At 43.6% G+C, this 23,478-nt stretch carries 26 protein-coding genes; 25 read left to right on the top strand and 1 reads right to left on the bottom strand.

What is annotated here, in order from left to right; genetic code table 11:
* Positions 1 to 30: 30 nt before the first annotated feature.
* The 5 genes from cccB (at position 31) to HNQ84_RS11390 (ending at position 4,983) form a co-directional block, all read left to right on the top strand.
* Positions 31 to 357 (top strand): cytochrome c551, encoded by a 327-nt coding sequence (gene cccB / locus HNQ84_RS11410; RefSeq protein WP_435622191.1) that lies wholly within the window; start codon positions 31 to 33, stop codon positions 355 to 357.
* 160 nt (positions 358 to 517) lie between these two features.
* The gene (gene ftsE, locus HNQ84_RS11405; RefSeq protein WP_435622190.1) at positions 518 to 1,204 is read left to right on the top strand and encodes a cell division ATP-binding protein FtsE; all 687 of its coding nucleotides are present in this window, start codon (positions 518 to 520) and stop codon (positions 1,202 to 1,204) included.
* A complete protein-coding gene (gene ftsX, locus HNQ84_RS11400; protein ID WP_435622189.1) occupies positions 1,194 to 2,087 on the top strand; it encodes a permease-like cell division protein FtsX in 894 nt (297 codons plus the stop codon). The genes ftsE and ftsX overlap by 11 nt, the downstream gene beginning before the upstream one ends.
* A 16-nt stretch (positions 2,088 to 2,103) precedes the next feature.
* Complete coding sequence (locus HNQ84_RS11395; protein ID WP_435622188.1) at positions 2,104 to 3,372, top strand: murein hydrolase activator EnvC family protein; 1,269 nt, start codon at positions 2,104 to 2,106, stop codon at positions 3,370 to 3,372.
* A gap of 174 nt (positions 3,373 to 3,546) precedes the next feature.
* On the top strand, positions 3,547 to 4,983 hold the full coding sequence (locus HNQ84_RS11390) for a S41 family peptidase (protein ID WP_435622187.1): 1,437 nt from the start codon (positions 3,547 to 3,549) through the stop codon (positions 4,981 to 4,983).
* Between the two features lie 37 nt (positions 4,984 to 5,020).
* Here the strand turns inward: HNQ84_RS11390 and HNQ84_RS11385 are convergent, their stop codons facing one another.
* Complete coding sequence (locus HNQ84_RS11385; RefSeq protein ID WP_435622186.1) at positions 5,021 to 5,446, bottom strand: MerR family transcriptional regulator; 426 nt, start codon at positions 5,444 to 5,446, stop codon at positions 5,021 to 5,023.
* Positions 5,447 to 5,624: 178 nt separating this feature from the next.
* On the opposite strand from HNQ84_RS11385, the gene HNQ84_RS11380 reads away from it, so the two are divergent.
* The 20 genes from HNQ84_RS11380 to hisIE all read left to right on the top strand — a co-directional run bounded on the left by HNQ84_RS11380 (position 5,625) and on the right by hisIE (position 23,375).
* Positions 5,625 to 6,791 (top strand): PDZ domain-containing protein, encoded by a 1,167-nt coding sequence (locus tag HNQ84_RS11380; RefSeq protein ID WP_435622185.1) that lies wholly within the window; start codon positions 5,625 to 5,627, stop codon positions 6,789 to 6,791.
* 2 nt (positions 6,792 to 6,793) lie between these two features.
* On the top strand, positions 6,794 to 7,018 hold the full coding sequence (locus HNQ84_RS11375; RefSeq protein WP_021093720.1) for a CsbA family protein: 225 nt from the start codon (positions 6,794 to 6,796) through the stop codon (positions 7,016 to 7,018).
* Between the two features lie 108 nt (positions 7,019 to 7,126).
* The gene (gene uvrB / locus HNQ84_RS11370; RefSeq protein WP_435622184.1) at positions 7,127 to 9,100 is read left to right on the top strand and encodes an excinuclease ABC subunit UvrB; all 1,974 of its coding nucleotides are present in this window, start codon (positions 7,127 to 7,129) and stop codon (positions 9,098 to 9,100) included.
* Between the two features lie 3 nt (positions 9,101 to 9,103).
* Positions 9,104 to 11,956, top strand: a complete 2,853-nt coding sequence (gene uvrA / locus HNQ84_RS11365) for an excinuclease ABC subunit UvrA (protein ID WP_435622183.1) — start codon at positions 9,104 to 9,106, stop codon at positions 11,954 to 11,956.
* Positions 11,957 to 12,035: 79 nt separating this feature from the next.
* Complete coding sequence (locus HNQ84_RS11360; RefSeq protein WP_435622182.1) at positions 12,036 to 12,365, top strand: magnetosome magnetite crystal formation protein family; 330 nt, start codon at positions 12,036 to 12,038, stop codon at positions 12,363 to 12,365.
* On the top strand, positions 12,362 to 12,559 hold the full coding sequence (locus tag HNQ84_RS11355; protein ID WP_435622181.1) for a PspC domain-containing protein: 198 nt from the start codon (positions 12,362 to 12,364) through the stop codon (positions 12,557 to 12,559). The genes HNQ84_RS11360 and HNQ84_RS11355 overlap by 4 nt, the downstream gene beginning before the upstream one ends.
* Positions 12,556 to 12,900, top strand: coding sequence for a phage holin family protein (locus tag HNQ84_RS11350; RefSeq protein ID WP_435622180.1), 345 nt, complete (start codon positions 12,556 to 12,558; stop codon positions 12,898 to 12,900). Before HNQ84_RS11355 ends, HNQ84_RS11350 begins: the two co-directional genes overlap by 4 nt.
* An 80-nt stretch (positions 12,901 to 12,980) precedes the next feature.
* On the top strand, positions 12,981 to 13,916 hold the full coding sequence (gene hprK, locus HNQ84_RS11345; RefSeq protein ID WP_021093714.1) for an HPr(Ser) kinase/phosphatase: 936 nt from the start codon (positions 12,981 to 12,983) through the stop codon (positions 13,914 to 13,916).
* A gap of 14 nt (positions 13,917 to 13,930) precedes the next feature.
* Complete coding sequence (lgt, locus tag HNQ84_RS11340) at positions 13,931 to 14,740, top strand: prolipoprotein diacylglyceryl transferase (RefSeq protein ID WP_435622179.1); 810 nt, start codon at positions 13,931 to 13,933, stop codon at positions 14,738 to 14,740.
* Positions 14,741 to 14,758: 18 nt separating this feature from the next.
* A complete protein-coding gene (locus HNQ84_RS11335; RefSeq protein ID WP_435622178.1) occupies positions 14,759 to 15,694 on the top strand; it encodes a nucleoside recognition domain-containing protein in 936 nt (311 codons plus the stop codon).
* Positions 15,684 to 16,331, top strand: coding sequence for a pyrophosphatase PpaX (gene ppaX, locus HNQ84_RS11330; RefSeq protein ID WP_004892553.1), 648 nt, complete (start codon positions 15,684 to 15,686; stop codon positions 16,329 to 16,331). The genes HNQ84_RS11335 and ppaX overlap by 11 nt, the downstream gene beginning before the upstream one ends.
* A complete protein-coding gene (locus tag HNQ84_RS11325) occupies positions 16,328 to 16,816 on the top strand; it encodes an acyltransferase (protein WP_435622177.1) in 489 nt (162 codons plus the stop codon). The genes ppaX and HNQ84_RS11325 overlap by 4 nt, the downstream gene beginning before the upstream one ends.
* A 152-nt stretch (positions 16,817 to 16,968) precedes the next feature.
* The gene (locus HNQ84_RS11320; protein WP_435622176.1) at positions 16,969 to 18,147 is read left to right on the top strand and encodes an ATP phosphoribosyltransferase regulatory subunit; all 1,179 of its coding nucleotides are present in this window, start codon (positions 16,969 to 16,971) and stop codon (positions 18,145 to 18,147) included.
* Positions 18,147 to 18,788 carry an ATP phosphoribosyltransferase gene (gene hisG / locus HNQ84_RS11315; RefSeq protein ID WP_055441748.1) on the top strand — a complete coding sequence of 214 codons (642 nt, stop codon included), beginning with the start codon at positions 18,147 to 18,149 and terminating at the stop codon, positions 18,786 to 18,788. Before HNQ84_RS11320 ends, hisG begins: the two co-directional genes overlap by 1 nt.
* Positions 18,778 to 20,055, top strand: a complete 1,278-nt coding sequence (gene hisD / locus HNQ84_RS11310; RefSeq protein WP_435622175.1) for a histidinol dehydrogenase — start codon at positions 18,778 to 18,780, stop codon at positions 20,053 to 20,055. Before hisG ends, hisD begins: the two co-directional genes overlap by 11 nt.
* Complete coding sequence (hisB, locus tag HNQ84_RS11305; protein WP_032101185.1) at positions 20,052 to 20,639, top strand: imidazoleglycerol-phosphate dehydratase HisB; 588 nt, start codon at positions 20,052 to 20,054, stop codon at positions 20,637 to 20,639. Before hisD ends, hisB begins: the two co-directional genes overlap by 4 nt.
* Entirely contained in the window at positions 20,640 to 21,272 is a 633-nt protein-coding gene (hisH, locus tag HNQ84_RS11300; protein ID WP_435622174.1) for an imidazole glycerol phosphate synthase subunit HisH, read from the top strand.
* Positions 21,272 to 22,000, top strand: a complete 729-nt coding sequence (gene hisA, locus HNQ84_RS11295) for a 1-(5-phosphoribosyl)-5-[(5-phosphoribosylamino)methylideneamino]imidazole-4-carboxamide isomerase (RefSeq protein WP_435622173.1) — start codon at positions 21,272 to 21,274, stop codon at positions 21,998 to 22,000. The genes hisH and hisA overlap by 1 nt, the downstream gene beginning before the upstream one ends.
* Complete coding sequence (gene hisF / locus HNQ84_RS11290; RefSeq protein ID WP_435622172.1) at positions 21,997 to 22,755, top strand: imidazole glycerol phosphate synthase subunit HisF; 759 nt, start codon at positions 21,997 to 21,999, stop codon at positions 22,753 to 22,755. The genes hisA and hisF overlap by 4 nt, the downstream gene beginning before the upstream one ends.
* A complete protein-coding gene (hisIE, locus tag HNQ84_RS11285) occupies positions 22,752 to 23,375 on the top strand; it encodes a bifunctional phosphoribosyl-AMP cyclohydrolase/phosphoribosyl-ATP diphosphatase HisIE (protein WP_032101181.1) in 624 nt (207 codons plus the stop codon). Before hisF ends, hisIE begins: the two co-directional genes overlap by 4 nt.
* The last annotated feature ends 103 nt before the right edge of the window (positions 23,376 to 23,478 follow it).

Below are 23,478 nucleotides of genomic sequence, written 5' to 3'. Positions count from 1 at the left end.
TATGAAAATGTTTACAAGGGGGATTTGTGTATGAAGAAAAAACTACTTAGTTTATTTGCTGGTACAGCGATTGTGTTAGCAGCCTGTGGCGGAGGGGATAGCGCGGGCGAAAAAACAACAAATGGCGGCGGGGACACAACTTCAGCTGCAGAAGCCGTTTACAAAAAATCATGCGCAAGCTGTCACGGACAAAACTTAGAAGGTGGCGTTGGTCCAGCGCTTGATAAAGTGGGTGGAAAATATTCGCAAGAAGAAATTAAAAACATTATCGCAAACGGTCGTGGTGGTATGCCAGGTGGCTTACTCCAAGGAGACGATGTTGATAAAGTAGCTGAATGGCTAGCGACGAAAAAGTAAGAGGATGCACATTGACGCATCCTCTTTTCATTTGTAACAGTCCTGAAATATAACTGTAAATAAAATTCGCCCCTTTTCCGTCGGAAATGATGATATAATGAACAAGGTAAGAATTTTGCAGGAATATGTAGAAAAAGATCGAATAATTAGGTGGTTGCTTATGATCGAAATGCAAGATGTATATAAAACATACCCGAACGGGGTCATTGCGTTAAATGGAATTTCTATTCGTATTAAACAAGGCGAATTTGTGTATGTCGTCGGTCCGAGCGGTGCTGGGAAATCGACGTTTATTAAAATGATGTATCGCGAAGAAAAGCCGACAAGCGGAAAAATTATGATTAACGGCGTGAACTTAGCGAATATAAAAGATAGCAAAGTGCCTTTGCTTCGTCGAAATATCGGAATCGTCTTTCAAGACTTCAAGCTTCTTCCCAAGTTAACGGTATATGAAAACGTCGCGTTTGCTTTGGAAGTGATTGAAGAATCGCCAAAAAATATTCGTAAACGTGTTATGGAAGTGCTTGACTTAGTCAGATTAAAACATAAAGCGCGCTTTTATCCTGATGAATTGTCTGGTGGGGAACAACAACGCGTGTCAATTGCGCGTTCGATTGTCAATAACCCAACGATTGTCATTGCGGACGAGCCGACAGGAAATTTAGATCCGGATACATCGTGGGAAATAATGGATATTTTCGAGCGTATTAATGATCGTGGAACGACGATTGTTATGGCGACGCATAACCGCGAAATTGTCAATACGATTCGCAAGCGCGCTATTGCGATTGAGCGTGGAAAAATTGTACGCGATGAAGTGAAGGGGGAGTACGGTTATGAGGCTTAACACCCTTCGTCGTCATTTTCGTGAAAGTTTCAAAAGTCTCGGACGAAATGGTTGGATGACGTTTGCATCCATTAGTGCGGTGACGGTGACGCTCTTGCTTGTTGGCGTGTTTCTCGTCATTATGCTCAATATCCAACACATCACAAAACAAATTGAGCGTGACGTTGAAATTCGTGTACATGTTGATTTAAGTGCGACAGACGCAGACAAAGACGCGCTTCGAGCCAAGCTTGAAGCTCTTTCTGGCGTCGAAAAAGTAACGTATTCATCAAAAGACGAAGAATTGCAAAAGTTGATTGAAAGTTTCGGAGAAGACGGAAAGTCATTCCGCTTATTTGAACAAGATAACCCGTTAAGTGATGTATTTATCGTGAAAGCGAAAAATCCGCTTGATACAGAAAAAATCGCAAAACAAATTGAAACGTTGCCATCTGTCGGTAAAGTAAAATATGGAAAAGGGCAAATTGAAAAGCTATTTGCCGCTACGAAAACGATTCGTAATGTCGGATTAGCGCTTATTGTTGGGTTGTTATTTACAGCGATGTTTCTCATCTCGAATACGATTAAAATTACGATTTTTGCTCGTCGTCGCGAAATTGAGATTATGAGATTAGTAGGTGCGACAAACGGGTTTATTCGTTGGCCGTTTTTCCTCGAAGGGCTATGGCTTGGCGTTTTCGGAGCGATTGTTCCAATTGCGATCGTTCTTTCCGCTTACTCGTACGTATTTGACTTATTATATCCAAAGTTAAAAGACACGTTTTTTCAACTTCTTCCGTTTTATCCATTCGCATGGCAATTGGCGGCTGTGCTCGTCTTATTAGGTGCATGCATCGGCATGTGGGGAAGCATGATGTCCGTCAGACGATTTTTAAAAGTATAGAAAGAGAGAGGGGTTTATGGTGCGAAAAAGATGGGGAACGATTGTGGTAGCTTTGACGCTGCTTGTTTCAACTGTTGCTTCGCCCGCGTATGCGGTAACGAAACGCGATATTCAACAAAAGAAACAACAAATTCAAAATGTGCAACAAAAGCAGTCATCAATTGAAAGCAAACTAGAACAGTCACAACAAGAAATTGCTCGGTTAAAAGCTGAACAAGAAAAAGTGAATGCGGAAATCAAAAAACTTGATTTAGCTGTGGAAGAAACGAGCGCTAACATTCGTGCAAAACAACAAAATATTGAAGAAACAAAACAACAAATTGTTGCGCTTCGAAAAGAAATCGAGGAAGTGACAGCGCGCATTGAACAGCGTAACGAATTGTTGAAAGAGCGGGCGCGTTCTCTACAAGAAAGCGGCGGTGTCGTGAGTTATTTAGATGTATTGCTCGGAGCGAAAAGTTTTAGCGATTTTATTGATCGCATGAGTGCGGTGGCGACCATTTTTGAGGCGGATCGTCAAATTATTAAAGAACAAGAAGCGGATAAGACGTTAAAAGAAGCGAAAGAAAAGCAATTAAATGACAAATTAGTCAGCTTACAAGAACAGCTCAATGAGCTACAAAAATTAAAACAAACGTTAAACGAACAAATTGCAGCGAAAGAAAAATTAATGGCACAGTTAAAAGAAGAACAAAAACATGAAGAAGAAAAACAGCTCGCGTTAGAAGAAGAAAAAGAGTTGCTTGAAAAACAAGAAGCGGCGATGAAAAACCAATTACAAGAAATGATTCGTCGCCAGAAGGAACAAGAAGAAGCACGGAAGCGCGCGTTATCTAGCCGTGGTTCGTCTGAAAGCAGTGAGGGCAGTTTGCCACCTGTGTCAGATGGGGCGTTTATGCGTCCAGCAAACGGTCCAATTACATCGACATTTGGGCCACGTTGGGGTGAATTCCATTACGGTGTAGACATCGGCAAACGAGGCTCTAGCGTTCCTGTCGTTGCAGCAGCTGACGGTTATGTGTATCGTTCGTACTACTCATCAAGCTATGGCAACGTCATTTTTATCATGCATTATGTTAATGGACAAGTATATACGACGGTATATGCTCACCTAGAATCACGCCTCGTTGGTGAAGGACAAAACGTAAGCAAAGGACAAATGATTGGCTATATGGGCAATACAGGACGTTCATTCGGTGCACACTTGCATTTTGAATTGCATCGCGGACCTTGGAATGCGTCGAAATCAAATGCGGTAGACCCAATGCAATACGTTCCGTTTTAAAGCACAGCTTATTTGCTGTGCTTTTGCGCATTAGTTGAGAAAATCAGACGTTCGGTGTAAAATAAATACATCTTTATAAGTTATGAACGGTACAAGCTATTCATATAATGAAAGCAAACAGGCATCGCACACGGTGTGATGCCTTTCATGTATCGAAGGGTGAGGAGGCACAATATGAACAAAAAAACAATCGCAGCACTCATGGCTTTATCGATGTTGTTCGGCTCAGGCGTAACGTATGTTGGAATGCATTCGCTTTCTTCCGAAACATCGACCATTACGATCGATATGCCAACGACAACGGAGAAGCCGTCGAATGAGGAATTAAAAAAAATTGAACAAGCATACAGCATGATTAAACAAAAATACGTTCAAAACGTAGATGAAAAGCAACTCATTGATGGTGCGATTCAAGGAATGATTGCAACACTAAAAGACCCATATTCTGTTTATATGGATAAAGAAACAGCGGAGCGGTTTAACGAGTCGCTCGATTCCTCGTTTGAAGGCATCGGAGCGGAAGTCAGCATGGTTGACGGCAAAGTGACGATCGTTGCCCCATTTAAAGGGTCGCCAGCGGAAAAAGCAGGGCTTCGTCCAAACGATCAAATTATTAAAGTGAACGGCGAAAGTTTAGAAGGGCTTGATTTATATGAAGCGGTATTAAAAATTCGTGGAAAAAAAGGAACGGTCGCTCGTTTAGAAATCGTCCGTCCAGGAGTAAGTGGCGTATTAACGATTGAAGTCGTTCGCGATGAAATTCCGATTGAAACGGTATATGCGTCAATAAAAGAAGTAAACGGAAAACAAATTGGCTATATTGAAATTACATCATTTGCAGAAAAAACGGCTGAAGATTTTAAAAAGAAGTTATCTGAATTTGAGAAAAAAGGAATGGCTGGGCTCATCATCGACGTGCGTGGCAATCCGGGCGGCTACTTACAAAGTGTTGAAGACATTTTGAAAGAGCTTGTGCCAAAAGATAAACCGTACGTGCAAATTGAAGAACGCGACGGGGATAAACAACAGTTCTTTTCAAATATGACGGAGAAAAAAGATTATCCAATTGTCGTGCTTATTGACAACGGAAGTGCTTCAGCATCAGAAATTTTAGCGGCAGCGTTAAAAGAAGCAGGCGGCTATATGCTCATCGGTGAAAAAACATTCGGAAAAGGAACGGTTCAACAAGCGTTGCCAATGGATGACGGCAGCCATATTAAATTAACGTTATATAAATGGCTGACTCCAAATGGGAACTGGATTCATAAAAAAGGAATTGAGCCAGATGTCAAAGTAAAACAGCCGGACTTTTTCTATGCTCATCCGCTTCAAATCGATCAGCCTTTAGTATATGACATGAATAATGAACAAATTAAGAGTGCACAACAAATGTTAAAAGGTCTCGGCTTTGATCCGGGGCGTGAAGACGGATATTTTAGCAAACAAACCGAACAAGCTGTCCAATCGTTCCAAAAGGCAAACGGCTTACAAGTGACAGGAAAAATTGATAAACAAACGGCGGACGTATTGCAAACAAAAGTGATGGAAGCAGTTCGTGACGAACGATATGACGAGCAATTGAAAAAAGCATTACAGCTTATTGCGAAATAAAACATCCCCCTGTCCATTTGAAGACAGGGGGATACTTTTATAAGAAGAAGCTAATCATACCGCGTCTCTTTTGTTTTGGTTGCTCATGAACAATTGTCGTTTGTTGTTGATGTTCGAGGTGAGCAATTCGTTGCTCGAGCTGGTGAATATATTGAAGCATTTCCTCTATTTCGCGGCGATGTTGTAGCAATTGAAAAGAGACAACGTCATCTGCTTTTTGATCAATTTTTCGTTCCAGTTCGTTTAATCGTTGTTCAACTTCCTCCCATTCTGCATGTTCTTTTTCTTCTTCATCGATGCCAAGAAACTTATATTTTTCTAATTGCTCGATCGCTTCGTTCGTAAATACGTAATGCCCTGCTTCATTTTTTGTGCATGGAATGTTGTATTTTTTCACCCAGCGTTGCACCGTCTTTGTCGATACTCCAAGTCGTTTCGCGACCGCGCTTGTTTTTAACTCCATTGTTCCACGCTCCTTCCGAATGATATGTTGAAAAAAGTTAGACATTTTTTATGAAACTCCTTGCATGTTGACAAAACTAGTGCTTATTCGGCAAAGAAAGTGAATTTTCGTCAACCATAAACGCTTGAATTTTGTTACAATGAGAAATAGACGATCCGAAAAAATGGAGTTGATGGAAATGGAAGCATGGGGATTTGCGTGGTTGAAAGCGCTCGGAACGTTTTGGTTACAACCGTTGTTATATTATGCAATCATATTTGCGTGGTTTATTGGCTGGCTGCGCGTGCAACGTGAAAGACGAGATTTTCATACGCGCGTCTATCGAACATCGCGTGAATGGCGTGCGCTCATTCGTTCACGCAGCTGGTTCGCACTCATCTTTTCGATCGTAACCGTTGGGGCTGGGGTTGTGCTCCCGAACGACACGCTCGTCTTTTGGGCTTTGGTTACAGTCGTGTGCAGTTTTTTTATGCAGCTTCGGTTGTTATCACCTGCATATGTAGGAAGTATTATTATATTTATCGTTAGTTTTTTTGCGCAAATGGAATGGGCAAAGCCGTTTTTTGTGCGCTTTTTCCCGAACATCACAGAAACGAACGTGACTGCATTAGCGTTTCTTATGGGCTTGCTTTTATTTATAGAGACGTGGCTCGTTTACCGTGAAGGAGCAGAGCTCAGTTCCCCTCGCCTTGTGACAAGTAAGCGCGGGCTTATGATTGGTGAGCAAGTCGTTCAGCGGCTTTGGCTTGTTCCATTGATGATTCCTGTACCAGGAGATGACGTGCAATCGTTTGCGTCATGGTGGCCGATCATTCCAGGTGGTGAGACGTATTCGTTCGTTCTCGTCCCGTTTTTACTTGGATTTTCCCAACGCGTGCAAACAGGAATGCCTGTTCATTTAACGAAATGGACAGCGAAACGCATCGGTTGGTTGGCATCGGTTGTTAGCTTATTGGCTATCGGTAGCTATTGGTTGAAGCCGCTTGCGATCGTTGCTGCAGTAGTAGCTATTTTATGGAGAGAATGGATTGCTTTATCAGCAAAATTATATGAACAAAAGCGTCCGCCGTATTTTACGAAACGGGCGAATGGTCTTGTTATTTTAGGAGTGTTACCGAATACGCCAGCACATAAAATGGCGCTTTCAGTTGGAGAAGTGATTGCGAAGGTGAACGGAACGCCTGTTGTGACGGAAGACGAATTTTATGCAGCGTTGCAGCAAAATCGTGCGTTTTGTAAACTAGAAGTATTGAACGAGAACGGGGAAGTTCGCTTTGCGCAAACGGCTTTATTTGAAGGGGAACATCATGAACTCGGACTGTTATTCGTAAGAGATGAGGGATAAACATGTGGTTTGTGTTAGCGTTAATTGTACCAGCGTTGTTAGTTATTTTATTTACGAGAGTGACGTATAACCATTATGTCGGTACATTGCTTACTGTCGCATTGTTAGTGGCATCATATGTGAAAGGATATACCGACCAGTTGTATGAAATTGTCGCTGATTTAGCATCGCTTATTGTCGGATTTTTATATGCGAAACAAATGGTAGAGAAACAAAAACAATCGTAAACCTGTCCAAATGGGCAGGTTTTTTCATAGAATATTTGTTCGTATTTTTCGCTTTTCGCTTTCGTTATGTGGTACAATACGAGGTAGAAATGAAGTGGAGGGACGATTGTGGACACATTTCAATTAGTATCCGCTTATAAGCCGCAGGGCGATCAGCCGAAAGCGATCGCGAAGCTTGTCGAAGGTATTCAGCAAGGAAAAAAGCATCAAACGTTGCTTGGAGCAACAGGAACAGGAAAAACATTTACGATTTCAAACGTGATTCAACAAGTAAATAAACCGACGTTAGTCATCGCTCATAATAAAACGTTAGCGGGGCAGCTATATAGCGAGTTTAAACAATTTTTTCCGCATAACGCCGTCGAATATTTTGTTAGTTATTACGATTATTATCAGCCGGAAGCGTATGTGCCGCAAACAGATACGTACATTGAAAAAGATGCAAGCATCAACGACGAAATTGATAAATTGCGACATTCCGCAACGTCTGCGTTATTTGAGCGACGCGACGTCATTATTATTGCCAGCGTTTCGTGTATTTATGGTTTAGGTTCGCCTGAGGAATACCGCGAACTTGTCGTTTCGCTTCGCGTCGGCATGGAAATCGAGCGCGATCATTTGCTTCGTCGCCTTGTCGACATTCAATACGAACGAAACGATATTGACTTCCGCCGGGGAACGTTTCGGGTGCGCGGAGATGTTGTCGAAATCTTCCCCGCCTCACGGGATGAACATTGTATTCGCATTGAGTTTTTTGGTGATGAAATTGAGCGTATTCGCGAAGTAGATGCACTCACAGGACATGTGATGGCAGAGCGAGAACATGTGGCGATTTTCCCAGCCTCTCACTTCGTCACGCGTGAAGAGAAAATGAGGATCGCCATTGAAAATATTGAAAAGGAATTAGAAGAACGGCTTCGCGAGCTGCGTGAGCAAGGAAAATTACTTGAAGCGCAACGTTTAGAACAGCGGACGCGCTACGATATTGAAATGATGAAAGAAATGGGCTTTTGTTCAGGAATCGAAAACTATTCGCGCCATTTAACGTTGCGTCCACCAGGTTCAACGCCTTATACGTTGCTAGATTATTTTCCTGACGACTTTTTAATTGTCATCGACGAATCGCATGTGACATTGCCGCAAATTCGTGGCATGTATAACGGTGACAAGGCGAGAAAAGAAGTGCTTGTTGAACACGGCTTTCGTTTGCCGTCGGCACTTGATAACCGTCCACTCATGTTTGAAGAATTTGAACAAAAAGTGAATCAAGTCATTTACGTATCTGCGACACCGGGTCCGTATGAACTGGAACATTGTCCAGAAGTTGTCGAACAAATTATTCGTCCGACAGGATTGTTAGACCCGACGATTGATGTGCGACCAATTGCGGGACAAATTGACGATTTAGTTGATGAAATTCAAAAGCGCATAGAGCGCAAAGAACGAACCCTTGTGACGACGTTGACGAAAAAAATGGCGGAAGATCTAACCGATTATTTAAAAGATATCGGTATTCAAGTGGCGTATTTGCATTCGGAAATTAAGACGCTAGAACGCATTGAAATTATTCGCGATTTACGATTAGGCAAATACGATGTGCTCGTCGGCATTAACTTATTGCGAGAAGGGCTCGATATTCCAGAAGTGTCGCTTGTCGCGATTTTAGATGCCGATAAAGAAGGGTTTTTACGTTCTGAACGTTCACTCATTCAAACGATTGGGCGTGCAGCGCGCAATGCGAACGGTCACGTCATTATGTATGCTGATACGATCACGAAATCAATGGAAATTGCGATCAATGAAACGAAGCGACGACGCGCCATTCAAGAAGCGTATAACCGCGAGCATGGCATCGTGCCAAAAACGATTCAAAAAGACATTCCAGATGTCATTCGTGCCACATTTGCTGCGGAAGAAAAAGAAACGTACGAAACGAAAGATGTCCGTCATTTACCAAAAGAAGAACGCCTTGCGCTCATTGCCAAACTCGAACACGAAATGAAAGAAGCAGCAAAAGCGCTTCATTTTGAACGTGCTGCGGAACTGCGCGATCTCATTTTAGAATTGAAAGCTGAGGTGTAATCGATGGATCATATTGTCGTCAAAGGCGCACGAGCGCACAATTTAAAAAATATTGACGTCGTTATTCCGCGCAACAAACTCGTTGTGCTTACCGGTTTGTCTGGCTCAGGAAAATCATCGCTTGCATTTGACACGATTTATGCAGAAGGACAGCGTCGATATGTCGAATCGCTTTCGGCATACGCGCGTCAATTTTTAGGGCAAATGGATAAGCCTGATGTCGATTCGATTGAAGGGTTGTCGCCCGCCATTTCCATTGACCAAAAAACGACGAGCCGCAACCCGCGATCAACAGTCGGAACAGTGACGGAAATTTACGATTATTTGCGTTTACTGTTTGCACGCATTGGTCGACCTGTTTGCCCGACTCATGGTATTGAAATTACATCGCAAACGATTGAACAAATGGTTGACCACTTAATGCAATATCCCGAACGGACGAAAATGCAAATTTTAGCCCCGATCGTCTCTGGTCGGAAAGGGACGCATGTCAAAACGTTAGAGGAGATTAAAAAACAAGGGTACGTGCGTGTGCGAGTTGACGGGGAATTGCGTGATGTATCGGAAGACATCGTGCTTGAAAAAAATAAAAAACATTCCATTGAAGTCGTCATCGATCGCATCATGATGAAAGAAGGCATTCAATCGCGCCTTGCCGATTCCCTTGAAACAGCTTTAAAGCTCGCTGACGGCAAAGTACTCGTCGATGTCATCGGACAAGAAGAGCTGTTGTTTAGTGAACATCACGCTTGCCCACATTGTGGGTTTTCGATCGGTGAATTAGAGCCGCGTTTATTTTCATTTAACAGTCCGTACGGTGCGTGTCCATCGTGCGACGGATTAGGGGCGAAACTAGAAGTCGATCTTGATTTAGTCATTCCAAATAAAGAGTTGACGCTTCGTGAGCACGCGCTTGCGCCATGGGAGCCGCAAAGCTCGCAATATTATCCACAATTGCTAGAAACGGTATGCCGTCATTACGGTATTGATATGGATATACCTGTAAAACAATTGTCGAAACAGCAGCTCGATCTTTTATTGTACGGATCAAACGGGGAAAAAATATATTTTCGCTATGAAAACGATTTTGGGCATGTGCGTGAAACGTATGTGGAATTTGAAGGTGTCGTGCGCAATGTCGAACGTCGTTATCGCGAAACGACGTCCGATTACGTACGTGAACAAATGGAAAAATATATGACTGAACAGCCATGTCCAACGTGTCATGGCAATCGATTGAAAAAAGAAAGTTTAGCTGTTTTCGTTGGCGGCAAACATATCGGCGAAGTGACGGCGATGTCGGTCAACGAGGCGCTTACGTTTTTTGAAACGCTTCAGCTAACGGAAAAAGAACAAAAAATCGCCCATCTCATTTTACGTGAAATTGTCGAGAGACTCGGCTTTTTAAAAAACGTTGGGCTCGATTATTTAACGTTAAATCGCGCGGCAGGAACGCTTTCAGGTGGAGAGGCGCAACGCATTCGCCTAGCAACGCAAATCGGATCGCGCTTAACGGGTGTATTATACGTGTTAGACGAACCGTCTATTGGGCTTCATCAGCGCGATAATGATCGGTTAATTGCGACGTTGCAAAACATGCGCGACTTAGGCAATACGCTTATTGTTGTTGAGCACGATGAAGATACGATGCTTGCGGCAGATTATTTAATTGACATCGGACCGGGAGCAGGGGCGCACGGCGGACAAGTAGTATCCGCAGGAACACCTGAACAAGTGATGAACGATCCACATTCGTTAACCGGTCAATATTTATCGGGGAAAAAATTTATTCCGCTTCCTGTTGAACGAAGAACGCCAGACGGCCGTTGGCTTGAAGTCATTGGGGCGCGCGAAAACAACTTAAAAAACGTCGATGTAAGCATTCCGCTCGGATTGTTTGTTGCAGTAACAGGTGTATCCGGTTCAGGAAAAAGTACGCTTATTAATGAAATTTTGCATAAGGCGTTAGCACAAAAGCTACACAACGCAAAAGTAAAACCGGGAGAGCATACGGACATTCGTGGTATTCATTATTTAGATAAAGTCATTGACATCGACCAGTCGCCAATCGGTCGGACCCCGCGCTCGAATCCTGCGACATATACGGGCGTCTTTGACGATATTCGCGATTTATTTGCGACGACGAACGAAGCGAAAATGCGCGGATATCAAAAAGGACGGTTTAGTTTTAACGTCAAAGGCGGTCGTTGTGAAGCATGTCGCGGCGACGGCATTATTAAGATCGAAATGCACTTTTTGCCTGACGTATACGTCCCTTGTGAAGTGTGTCACGGTAAACGGTATAATCGCGAAACGTTGGAAGTGAAATATAAAGATAAAAATATCGCTGAAGTGCTCGATATGACAGTGGAAGAAGCGCTCGCGTTTTTTGAAAACATTCCAAAAATTAAGCGGAAATTGCAAACGTTATACGATGTCGGGCTCGGTTATATGCAGCTCGGACAGCCAGCTACGACGCTTTCCGGTGGCGAGGCGCAACGGGTGAAGTTAGCATCTGAATTGCATCGTCGCTCAACTGGAAGAACGTTATACATTTTAGACGAACCGACAACGGGCTTGCATGTTGATGATATTGCCCGTTTGTTACATGTTCTACAACGGCTTGTGGAACAAGGAGATACGGTGCTTGTCATTGAGCACAATTTAGATGTCATTAAAACGGCAGACTATATTATTGATCTTGGACCAGAAGGCGGCGATGGGGGCGGACAAATCGTTGCGACAGGTACGCCGGAGGAAGTCGCTCAAATCGAGCAGTCATATACAGGACGATATTTACAACCGATTTTAGCGCGCGATCGCGAACGCATGCGTCAGCGTATACCGAGCGTCTAGCACGCTCGGTTTTTTTTGTACGAAACTTTTCTTTCAAACAATCGTATGTATTAAGTAAAGGAAAAAGGAGTTGATTTCGATGGAAGGAAATAAGTTGCTTGCGGCGTTATGTTATTTCAGCGTATTTTTTGCCCCGTTTTTATTTCCAATCATCGTTTATTTTGTCACGAAACATGAACGAGTAAAGGAGCATGCGAAAAAATCATTTTTGTCCCATCTTATTCCTCTTGCCATTGTGGTTGCTACGGGTGGGTTATTTATGATTTTCGCCATCGCAGGTGTGGACGGATGGCTCGGTCTTCCATTCATCGGACTGGTGATCGGGGGCATCGTGCATGTCGTTGTTATTGTTTGGAATATTATTAAAGGGATTCAAGTGTTACAACAGCCGGGAGGGATGTATGAATGAAAAAGCTTGTACGGCTTCGCCACGATCGCATGCTTGCGGGCGTGTTAAGCGGATTATCAGCTTATATGAATATGGACGCCACTGTGGTACGTTTATTGTTTGTCGCGTTATTATTGATTACGGGCATCATGCCGTTTGCGATTTTATACGTGCTTGCGATATTTATTATTCCGAGTGAGGAGACCGTCATATGAGATGGCTAGTACGTATAGTCATCAACGCTGTTTTATTACTGGCGCTAGCTGGATATTTTGATTCCATTTATTTATCAAGCGTTTGGGCAGCGCTCGTTGCAAGTATTCTTTTGTCTTTTCTCAATACGTTCGTTCGACCGTTACTTATTTTATTGACGCTTCCTGTTACTGTATTGACATTCGGTTTGTTTTTATTTGTCATTAACGCAATCACACTTGCCATGACGGCATGGGTTATGGGAAGTTCGTTTCAAATCGGCGGCTTTACCACTGCATTATTTGCATCGCTTGCGATTTCGCTCTTTCACTTAATCATTGAGTCGGTCAAAAAAGAAAAGTAAAACGTTCCGCTTTTGTGCGTGAACGTTTTTATTTTGACATGAAAGTGTTACAATGAGAAAAGGAAGAAGGAGGGATTGATGTGCCAAAAGTACGGACAAAAGATTTAATTGACGAGTTTCAATTTGAGCTTGTAAGCGGGGCAGAGGGGATTCATCGCCCGATTACAACGAGCGACTTATCCCGTCCCGGCATTGAAATGGCCGGTTATTTTGCATATTATCCAGCTGAGCGCGTACAATTGCTCGGTATGACAGAGCTGTCTTTTTTTGAACGATTAACGCCTGTAGAAAAACGATTACGCATGGAAAAGTTATGTACGGATATTACACCTGCGATTATCGTCTCACGCGGATTAGAAGTGCCAAAAGAATTGATTGAAGCATCGGAAAAAAAAGAAGTACCTGTCATGCGTTCAACGATGAAAACGACGAGGCTGGCTAGCCGTTTAACGAACTATTTAGAAAGTAAACTCGCGCCGACGACCGCTGTACACGGTGTGCTCGTTGATGTGTACGGTGTCGGTGTGCTAATTACAGGAAAAAGTGGCGTTGGAAAAAGTGAAACAGCGCTTGAGCTTGTGAAGCGCGGACATCGTCTCGTTGCAGATGATTGTGTCGAAATTCGCCAAGAGGATGAAAATTTGCTTATTGGTAGCGCACCGGAGCTTATTGAACATTTGCTTGAAATTCGTGGACTCGGCATTATTAACGTCATGACGCTATTCGGTGCAGGAGCGGTGCGTCCGCATAAACGCATTTCGCTTATCATCGATTTAGAATTATGGGATCCAAATAAACAATACGATCGTCTCGGGCTTGAAGAGGAAAAAGTAAAAATTATTGATACCGAAGTGACAAAGCTAACGATTCCTGTTCGTCCAGGACGAAATTTAGCCGTCATCATTGAAGTGGCAGCGATGAATTTCCGTTTGAAGCGCATGGGTGTGAATGCAGCGGAAGAATTTTCTGCCCGATTGGCAGATGCGATTGGCGATGCAGAGCACGATTATGAATGAGAGGATGGGTATTCATGTTGTTACATATTGAACCGCTTGATCGCGTCTTTCTTCAACTCGGACCAATTACAATTTATTGGTACGGTGTCATTATTGCGACAGGCGTATTGCTCGGACTTTGGCTAGCTACGCGAGAAAGCGAACGGCTAGGGATAAGAAAAGAAACGTTTGTTGATCTTGTATTAATTGCTGTGCCCATTGCGATTGTATGTGCACGCGCGTATTACGTCATTTTTCAATGGGACTACTATTCACAGCACATAAGCGAAATTCCACAAATTTGGCATGGTGGATTGGCGATTCACGGCGGTTTAATTGGTGCCATTGTGACAGGTGTCATTTTTGCGAAAAAACGGCGATTGTCGTTTTGGAAACTCGCAGATATTGCAGCACCAAGCATTATTTTAGGTCAGGCGATTGGACGTTGGGGCAATTTTATGAATCAAGAAGCGCACGGAGGACCTGTATCACGAACATTTTTAGAAAGTTTGCATTTGCCAGATTGGATCATTAATCAAATGTACATACAAGGACAATATTATCACCCGACGTTTTTATATGAATCATTATGGAACATGCTCGGTTTTCTCGTTTTACTTGCGCTCCGGAGACGAAATTTACGACGAGGAGAATTATTTTTCACGTACATCATTTGGTATTCGATCGGGCGCTTTTTTATTGAAGGATTGCGGACAGACAGTTTAATGTTAACCGAGACGATTCGTATGGCTCAGTTCATTTCGCTTTTGCTTATTGTGTTTGCGGTCATGATGATCATTGTACGTCGCATGCGCGGTTTAGCGAATGAGCGGTACAACGATTAAATGAGAGGGGGAGGAAACGTGCTTCAAAGGGGTTTGTTTGTTGGATTGAAAACGACATGGACACTCGGAAAAGTCATTTTTCCGATTACGGTCATTGTAACACTTTTACAATACTCCCCCGTTTTGCCGTGGGTGACAAATGTTTTAACGCCGATGATGCGGTGGATCGGTTTGCCGGGAGATGCCGCGCTCGTTTTAGTGCTTGGCAATTTTTTAAATTTATATGCCGGCATTGGTGCGATGTTGACGATGGACTTGACGGTGAAAGAAGTGTTTATTTTAGCGGTGATGTTGTCGTTTTCACACAATATGCTTGTTGAGTCTGCGGTTGCTGCACAAGTAGGTGTTCGTGTTTGGTGGACGGTTGCCGTCCGCGTCGGTTTAGCGTTCGTTTCCGCATGGCTCATTCACGTCTTATGGGACGGCGGACAACAAATGGCGAAATATGGACTTGTACCGCAGGCTTCAACAGTGCCTCATACGTGGGGAGAAATCATCTGGAACGGCATGGAAAAGGCCATATACGGAATCGGGCAACTTGCACTAATCATCATTCCGCTTATGATTGCGATTCAAGTGTTAAAAGAATTGAAGTGGCTCGATACGTTTTCAAAGTGGCTATCGCCATTTGCACGGTTGCTTGGCATTCGTGAAAACGCCTCGCTTACGATGGCGGCTGGTTTATTGTTCGGACTCGCTTACGGTGCAGGCGTCATGATTCAGGCGGTGAAAGAAGACGGGGTGTCTAAAAAAGATTTAACGTTGACGTTTTTATTTTTAGTTGCATGTCATGCGGTAGTGGAAGATACGTTATTGTTCGTGCCACTCGGCATTCCGGTATGGCCGTTGCTTGTCATACGGCTTGTTACCGCTGTTTTATTGACTGTTGCATTAAGCTTTATTTGGAATCGAATGGAACATCGGAAAAGAAAGGAAGCAACGTATGAATATTAATACGATTTTATTTGACTTAGATGGTACGCTTATTAATACGAACGATTTAATTATTGAATCGTTTTTGCATACGCTCAATCATTACTACCCAAATCAATATACGCGCGAAGATGTGCTCGCCTTTATTGGTCCGCCGTTACGAGATACGTTTGAAGCGATCGATCCAAATCGGGTCGATGAAATGATTGAAACGTATCGAGCATTTAACCATGCTCATCATGATGCATTAGTGAAAGAATATGAAACGGTGTATGATACCGTACAAACGCTACATGAAAAAGGCTTTAAACTCGGTATTGTGACAACGAAAATTCGTCATACAGTAAACATGGGATTGAAGTTAACGAAGTTAGATTCGTTTTTCCAATGCATCATTACGCTCGATGATGTCGAACATGCGAAACCGCATCCTGAGCCAATTGAAAAAGCACTCGCGTGTTTACAGGCAAAGCCGGAAGAAACATTAATGGTTGGCGATAACCATCATGACATTTTAGCTGGGAAACACGCAGGGACAAAAACAGCAGGAGTCGCTTGGACGATTAAAGGACGAGAACATTTAGCGAAATACGAACCTGATTTTATGCTTGAAAAAATGAGCGATTTGTTAAGTATTTTAGGGGTGACGCCGCATTGAGAAAAACTGAACGTCATGTTGTCGAAGGAACGAACTCCTTATGGCAACTATATCGAACCGTTTCGTTTTGGAAAGTATTAAAAAATGTCATTGTCATTTTGATCGGGCGCTATACCCCGTTTTTCCCATTAAAAAACTGGTTATATCGCACGTTTTTGCGCATGGAAATCGGCAAACATACGGCGTTAGCGTTTATGGTCATGCCAGATATTTTGTTTCCAGAGAAAATTCATATCGGTCATAACACAATTATTGGTTACAATACGACGATTTTAGCGCATGAATATTTAGTAAATGAGTATCGGCTCGGAGACGTCATTATTGGCAACGATGTCATGATTGGAGCTAACACAACCATTTTGCCGGGTGTCACGATCGGGGATCGTGCTGTTGTTTCCGCAGGTACGCTCGTGCATCGCGATGTACCAGCTGGTGCATTCGTTGGCGGCAACCCGATGCAAATCATTCGTCTTAGCGAACGCTAAGGCGTTTTTTTATGAATAAAAAAGGAATTAAGTCGAAAAAAATCGAATGAGTTTGTAGTTGACGAAACGAAAAACGAGGAGTAAACTACAAATAACAAACTTTAATTTGCTAATATATTAGCGAACTAAAGTAAAAGAAGGACGGGAAGAAAATGAGAGTATTTATGTTTGAAAAACCGCTCGGCATGCGAGATACGTTGCCAGATGTATATAAAACAAAACGTGCATTACGGGAAGCAATGATGAAAGAAATTGAAACGTGGGGATATTCGTTTATTGAAACACCGACGTTAGAATATGATGAAACGGTTGGCGCTGCATCGGCCATTTTAGATCAGCAGTTGTTTAAGTTGCTCGATCGGGAAGGGCATACGCTCGTGTTGCGTCCAGATATGACTGCTCCCATTGCTCGCCTAGCAGCATCGAAATTATATAAGGAAGGGTGTCCACTCCGTTTAGCGTATGCGGCGAATGTGTTCCGTGCTCAGCAACGTGAAGGAGGAAGACCGGCAGAGTTTGAGCAAGTGGGAGTGGAATACATTGGCGACGGCACGATGTATGCTGATGCAGAAGTAATCAGTTTAATGATTTTTGCTTTAAAGCGGGCAGGGTTGCGCGATTTCACTGTGACGATCGGTCATATCGGCTATGTGGATGCGTTGTTTTTCGATATTTTGCGTCACGAACAACGTGTAGAAACGTTGCGTCGTTTTTTATATGAAAAAAATTATGTCGGCTATCGAGAGCACGTCAAATCGTTGCCGCTCTCCTCGATTGACCGTGATCGCCTTTTACGTCTTTTAACGTTGAGAGGAGGAGGGGAGGTCGTTGCGGAAGCAAAAACATTTGCGACAACAGGAGTGGAGCGACGGGCAGTTGATGAATTAGAACTACTATGGGCGCATATTGACCAATATGGCGTTACGGATATGGTGAAATTAGACATGAGTTTAGTGAGTCATATGAGCTACTATACTGGCGTCCTGTTTGAAGTGTATGCGAAAAACGTTGGGTTTTTACTTGGGAACGGCGGGCGATATGATGAATTACTAGCAAAATTTCACCGCCCCTCGCCTGCGACAGGATTTAGCGTCCGGTTAGATCGCTTAATGGAAGCGCTTGGCGAAGGGCGAAATGATGAAAAAACGACGTGCATGATTTTTAGTCAAGAACGTTTTGCGGAGGCGTATGCGAAAGCAGCAGAAATGAGGAGAAAAGGGGAAAAAGTCGTATTGCAACAAGTGGCAGGTATTCAAGATATGGATCAATTTACTGCATCATTTGACGATGTAGTGTACGTATTAGGGAAACGCGGAAAGGATGAACGATGATGCTAACGGTTGCGATGCCAAAAGGACGTATTTTTACGGAGGCGCTTGCATTGTTAAAACAAGCAGGTTATGAAATTCCTGATGATTTGGAACATTCCCGAAAACTAATGATTGACGTCCCAAATGAACAGCTACGCTTCATTTTAGCGAAGCCGATGGACGTTGTGACATATGTTGAACATGGGGTTGCTGATGTCGGTATTGCTGGTAAAGATGTGCTCCTTGAGGAAGAGCGAGATGTGTATGAAATGTTAGATTTGCGCATTAGCCCTTGTTATTTGGCGGTGGCAGGGCTCCCAAATACGCGCGTTCATCCGATTGCGCCTAGAGTGGCTACAAAATATCCAAATATTGCATCGACCTATTTTCGTGAACAAGGGGAGCAAGTAGAAATTATTAAATTAAACGGGTCTGTTGAATTAGCTCCGCTCATTGGCTTAGCTGAACGAATTGTTGATATTGTTTCGACAGGGCGAACGTTAAAAGAAAATGGGCTTGTTGAATTAGAACGGATTGTTGATGTAACATCGCGTTTTATTGTCAATCCAGTGAGTTATCGCATGCAAGATCGGGCGATTGAACAAATGGTTGACCGTTTAACATACGCGATTGAGAAAGCGGGGGAATGCAATGAAAATTGAGCGTGTAGAAGGGACAGTTTCGCTTCGACGGACGATCGAAAGCGGCACAGAAGAGCAAAGACGAGCAGTACAACAAATTATTGATGATGTGCGAAACAACGGAGATCGCGCATTAAAAAAATATACGGAGATGTTTGATGGCATTTCCTTTGATACGTTTGCTGTTACACAAGAAGAAATTGAGGAGGCGTATTGGCTCATTGATGAAGCCATGATACAAATCATTCGTGAAGCGGCGCAAAATATTCGCGAATATCATGAACGTCAACGTGCGACGTCATGGTTTATGACGCGTGACGATGGAACGATTCTCGGACAAAAAGTAACACCGCTTGATGCAGTCGGGTTATATGTGCCGGGTGGAACAGCCGCTTATCCATCATCGGTGCTTATGAATGTCATTCCCGCGCAAGTAGCTGGAGTGAAGCGTATTGTCATCGTTTCCCCGCCAAATGAACGTGGAACGTTGCCTGCGGCTGTTCTTGTTGCGGCATGTGAACTCGGTGTTCAAGAGATATATAAAGTTGGCGGCGCCCAAGCGATTGCAGCACTAGCATACGGTACGGAGACGATCGAGCCGGTCGATAAAATTTTTGGGCCTGGAAACATTTACGTCGCACTTGCTAAAAGGGAAGTGTTCGGTCAAGTCGACATTGATATGATTGCAGGGCCGAGTGAAATTGTCGTACTCGCTGATGAAACAGCAAAGCCGAACGAAATTGCAGCCGATTTATTATCGCAAGCAGAACATGATGAACGAGCGGTTAGTATATTGGTGACACCGTCTTTACAACTTGCTTTAAAAGTAGAAGAAGAGGTGGAAAAACAGCTTGCCACCCTTCCACGAAAAGAAATTGCCCAAAAAGCAATGAATGAATATGGTGTCATTTATGTGACCGATACGATGAAACAGGCGATTGATGTTGTAAATGAATTAGCACCAGAACATTTAGAAGTGATGACGGCTGAACCGTTTGAAATATTAAGTGACATTCGACACGCGGGTGCCATCTTTTTAGGTCCGTACAGTTCTGAACCTATAGGAGATTATTTTGCGGGGACGAATCATGTGTTGCCGACAAATGGGACCGCCCGTTTTTCGTCTGGGCTAACTGTTGAGGCATTTATGAAAAAATCAAGCATCATTTTTTATAGTCAACAAGCATGGCAGCAACATGCGGCAAAAATTGCGGCGTTTGCACGATTAGAAGGGCTTGAAGCACATGCACGAGCAGTAGAGGAACGATTAAAAAGGGGAGACAAATGATGCGGACAGCAACCATTCAACGAGCGACAAATGAAACACAAATTGAGCTTACGTTTACAATTGATGGGGAAGGAAAAGCGGAGTTAGAAACAGGTGTCCCATTTTTAACACATATGCTTGATTTATTTACAAAGCATGGCCATTTTAATTTATTTGTTCATGCAAAGGGAGACACACATATTGACGATCATCATACGACAGAAGATATTGGTATTTGTTTAGGGCAAGCGATTCGCCAAGCACTCGGTGATAAAAAAGGAATTAGACGATACGGAAATGCGTTCGTTCCGATGGACGATGCGCTTGCGCAAGTCGTTATTGATGTGAGCAATCGCCCGCATCTTGAGTTTCGTGGGGAGTTTCCAAGTCAAAAGGTCGGGGCGTTTGACGTCGAGCTAGTGCATGAATTTTTATGGAAACTAGCATTAGAAGCGAGAATGAACGTACATGTCATTGTTCATTATGGACGTAATACACATCATATGATTGAGGCGGTATTTAAAGCACTTGCACGCGCGCTAGATGAAGCCACGATGATTGATCCACGCGTTACGTCTGTACCGTCAACGAAAGGAATGTTGTAAATGATCGGCATTATTGATTATGGCATGGGCAATTTATATAGCGTCAGTAAAGCACTAGAGCGATTAAACGTGCCGTATATCGTTGCAGGTGATCCAAGCAAATTGCGTCAAGCAGATGGTTTCATTTTGCCTGGTGTTGGTTCATTTAAAGATGCGATGCATATTTTAACGGAAACGAAGCTTGACTCTTTCATTCGCGAACAAGTCGCGACAGGGAAACCGCTTCTTGGTATTTGTTTAGGCATGCAATTGTTGTTTGAAGAAAGCGAAGAAAATGGTTTGACGTCGGGATTGCAGTTACTCCCAGGCCGCGTCGTTCGCTTTGCGGGGATGACAAAAGAAGGAAAGCGATATAAAGTACCGCATATGGGATGGAACGAACTCGTTTTCCATCAGCCGTCACCGCTTTTTGATCACGTTGAGCGAGGACACGTATATTTCGTGCACTCGTATTATGTGCAAGCGGATGACCCAACCGTTGTGTTAGCAAGTGCCCAATATGATGTAGAAGTTCCTGCGGTCGTTGGACGTGGGACGATATTTGGCACGCAATTTCACCCAGAGAAAAGCGGAAAACTCGGGATGCGTCTATTGCAAAATTATGCGAGGGTTGTAGAAAGGAAGAGGGACTAATGTTTACGATTTATCCAGCGATCGACATGCGCGATGGGAAATGTGTTCGCCTCGTGCAAGGAGATTACAATCAAGAAACAGTATATGGACACTCGCCAGTAGAGATGGCTCGCTCGTTTGTTTCACAAGGAGCAACATGGATTCATATGGTCGATTTAGATGGGGCGAAAGAAGGAAGGCGTGTAAATGACGCATTTGTCGTTGAAGTGGCACAAACGCTTGCGGTGAACGTTCAAATTGGTGGTGGCATTCGTACAGAAGAAGATGTGGCGTATTATTTAGAACAAGGTGTGGCACGCGTCATTTTAGGGAGCGCTGCGATTTCGAATCCTTCGTTTGTGAAAGCGATGCTTCGCACGTATGGTGAGCGAATTGTGATCGGTATTGATGCAAAAAACGGGTTTGTTGCGACAGAAGGGTGGACGCATACATCGACGGTCGAAGCTGTTGAACTTGGCAAACAGCTCGCGGACGCTGGAGCAGAAACGTTTATTTTTACAGATATTGCGACAGATGGAATGTTATCAGGACCAAATATCGAGGCAGTCGTTCGGTTAGCCAAAGCGACGAATAAACGTGTCATCGCCTCAGGGGGGATTCGTTCGCTCGATGATTTACGTGCCTTAAAGCAATTCGAAACAGAAGGAGTGGCTGGAGCGATTGTCGGTAAAGCGCTATATACAGGAAAGTTTACAGTCGCTGAGGCGTTAAAGGCGGTGGGGCAATGATCACAAAGCGAATTATTCCTTGTTTAGACGTGAAAGATGGGCGCGTTGTCAAAGGTGTGCAATTTGTTTCGTTGCGCGATGCGGGTGATCCGGTAGAGCTTGCTCGCGTGTACGATGAACAAGGAGCTGACGAACTTGTTTTTTTAGATATTTCTGCGTCACACGAAGGTCGAAAAACGATGGTGGACGTCGTTCAACGTGTTGCTGCGCAGCTTGCCATTCCGTTTACTGTCGGCGGTGGCATTAGTACGTTAGAAGATATGAAAACGATTTTGCGTGCTGGAGCGGACAAGGTGTCGGTCAATACCGCGGCACTGTTGCGTCCAGAGTTGATTACAGAAGGAGCGAATTTTTTTGGTTCGCAATGTATCGTCGTGGCAATTGATGCGAAGTACGATCCAACGATGCAGTCGTGGCGCGTGTATACGCACGGTGGCCGCCGTCCGACAGATTGGGAAGTTGTCGCATGGGCGAAAGAGGCTGTCAAGCGCGGAGCAGGAGAAATTTTATTAACGAGCATGGATTGCGATGGTGGAAAAGATGGTTTTGATTTGGCGTTAACGAAACAAGTGAGTGAAGCGGTGTCTGTTCCTGTCATTGCATCAGGAGGGGCAGGATGCGCGCAACATTTTGTTGATGTGTTTCAAGTCGCTCAAGCGGATGCAGCGCTAGCGGCCTCCATTTTTCATTATAAAGAAACGTCTGTCCAACAAGTGAAACAGTACGTGCGTAAACAGGGGGTAAATGTTCGATGAATGTCAAAGCGGTGCGATTTAATGAACAAGGACTTGTTCCAGCGATTGTCCAAGATGCGCACAGTAAAGAAGTGCTGACGTTAGCATATATGAACGAGCAGTCGCTACAAAAAACGTTACAAACGAAAGAAACGTGGTTTTATAGTCGCTCCCGTCAAACGTTATGGCATAAAGGGGAAACATCAGGAAACGTGCAAAAAGTTGTTGATATTCGCTACGACTGCGATGCGGACGCACTCCTGATCCTTGTTGAACCAAAAGGGCCAGCTTGTCATACAGGGGAGTATTCTTGTTTTCATCATCGTTTAAGCGATGAAAAACCTATAGCGAAGCCAGATCGCTTTGCCATTTTAAACGTGTTAGAGTCGGTCATTGCGGAGCGTGAGGCCAAACGTCCTGAAGGATCGTATACGACATATTTATTTGATAAAGGAATTGATAAAATCGCTAAAAAAGTTGGAGAAGAAGCGGCTGAAGTCATTATTGCCGCTAAAAATCGCTCAAAAGAAGAACTGCGATGGGAAGCGGCGGATTTATTGTATCATTTGCTCGTTTTGCTGCGCGAACAGCGCGTGTCGCTCGATGATGTTCTTTCCGTATTAGCTGAGCGTCATCGGTGACGCTTTTTCACGTATGAGTAAAATGTTTGTGGGAGAAAAAAAGACAGGTTCCTGATTTGGTATAATCAGGAACCTGTCTGATATGTAAGCAAAATAGATGAAA

The organism is Anoxybacillus eryuanensis, assembly GCF_051200995.1.
In the GTDB taxonomy this organism is placed as follows: Bacteria; Bacillota; Bacilli; order Bacillales; family Anoxybacillaceae; genus Anoxybacillus; species Anoxybacillus tengchongensis.
Note: the sequence above shows the minus strand (reverse complement) of the source record. Positions and strands in the feature narration are given on the sequence as shown.

Bases quoted from the DNA above. Each gene is read 5' to 3' on its own strand.
- HNQ84_RS11395 (WP_435622188.1), top strand. From the start codon at position 2,104: ATGGTGCGAAAAAGATGGGGAACGATTGTGGTAGCTTTGACGCTGCTT.
- lgt (WP_435622179.1), top strand. From the start codon at position 13,931: ATGTTGTTACATATTGAACCGCTTGATCGCGTCTTTCTTCAACTCGGA.
- HNQ84_RS11350 (WP_435622180.1), top strand. From the start codon at position 12,556: ATGAGATGGCTAGTACGTATAGTCATCAACGCTGTTTTATTACTGGCG.
- ppaX (WP_004892553.1), top strand. From the start codon at position 15,684: ATGAATATTAATACGATTTTATTTGACTTAGATGGTACGCTTATTAAT.
- HNQ84_RS11385 (WP_435622186.1), bottom strand. From the start codon at position 5,446: ATGGAGTTAAAAACAAGCGCGGTCGCGAAACGACTTGGAGTATCGACA.
- hisF (WP_435622172.1), top strand. From the start codon at position 21,997: ATGATCACAAAGCGAATTATTCCTTGTTTAGACGTGAAAGATGGGCGC.
- hisH (WP_435622174.1), top strand. From the start codon at position 20,640: ATGATCGGCATTATTGATTATGGCATGGGCAATTTATATAGCGTCAGT.
- ftsE (WP_435622190.1), top strand. From the start codon at position 518: ATGATCGAAATGCAAGATGTATATAAAACATACCCGAACGGGGTCATT.
- hisA (WP_435622173.1), top strand. From the start codon at position 21,272: ATGTTTACGATTTATCCAGCGATCGACATGCGCGATGGGAAATGTGTT.
- HNQ84_RS11320 (WP_435622176.1), top strand. From the start codon at position 16,969: ATGAGAGTATTTATGTTTGAAAAACCGCTCGGCATGCGAGATACGTTG.
- hisB (WP_032101185.1), top strand. From the start codon at position 20,052: ATGATGCGGACAGCAACCATTCAACGAGCGACAAATGAAACACAAATT.
- HNQ84_RS11380 (WP_435622185.1), top strand. From the start codon at position 5,625: ATGGAAGCATGGGGATTTGCGTGGTTGAAAGCGCTCGGAACGTTTTGG.
- uvrA (WP_435622183.1), top strand. From the start codon at position 9,104: ATGGATCATATTGTCGTCAAAGGCGCACGAGCGCACAATTTAAAAAAT.
- cccB (WP_435622191.1), top strand. From the start codon at position 31: ATGAAGAAAAAACTACTTAGTTTATTTGCTGGTACAGCGATTGTGTTA.
- HNQ84_RS11360 (WP_435622182.1), top strand. From the start codon at position 12,036: ATGGAAGGAAATAAGTTGCTTGCGGCGTTATGTTATTTCAGCGTATTT.
- hisIE (WP_032101181.1), top strand. From the start codon at position 22,752: ATGAATGTCAAAGCGGTGCGATTTAATGAACAAGGACTTGTTCCAGCG.
- hisG (WP_055441748.1), top strand. From the start codon at position 18,147: ATGCTAACGGTTGCGATGCCAAAAGGACGTATTTTTACGGAGGCGCTT.
- HNQ84_RS11355 (WP_435622181.1), top strand. From the start codon at position 12,362: ATGAAAAAGCTTGTACGGCTTCGCCACGATCGCATGCTTGCGGGCGTG.
- HNQ84_RS11375 (WP_021093720.1), top strand. From the start codon at position 6,794: ATGTGGTTTGTGTTAGCGTTAATTGTACCAGCGTTGTTAGTTATTTTA.
- HNQ84_RS11390 (WP_435622187.1), top strand. From the start codon at position 3,547: ATGAACAAAAAAACAATCGCAGCACTCATGGCTTTATCGATGTTGTTC.
- hisD (WP_435622175.1), top strand. From the start codon at position 18,778: ATGAAAATTGAGCGTGTAGAAGGGACAGTTTCGCTTCGACGGACGATC.
- ftsX (WP_435622189.1), top strand. From the start codon at position 1,194: ATGAGGCTTAACACCCTTCGTCGTCATTTTCGTGAAAGTTTCAAAAGT.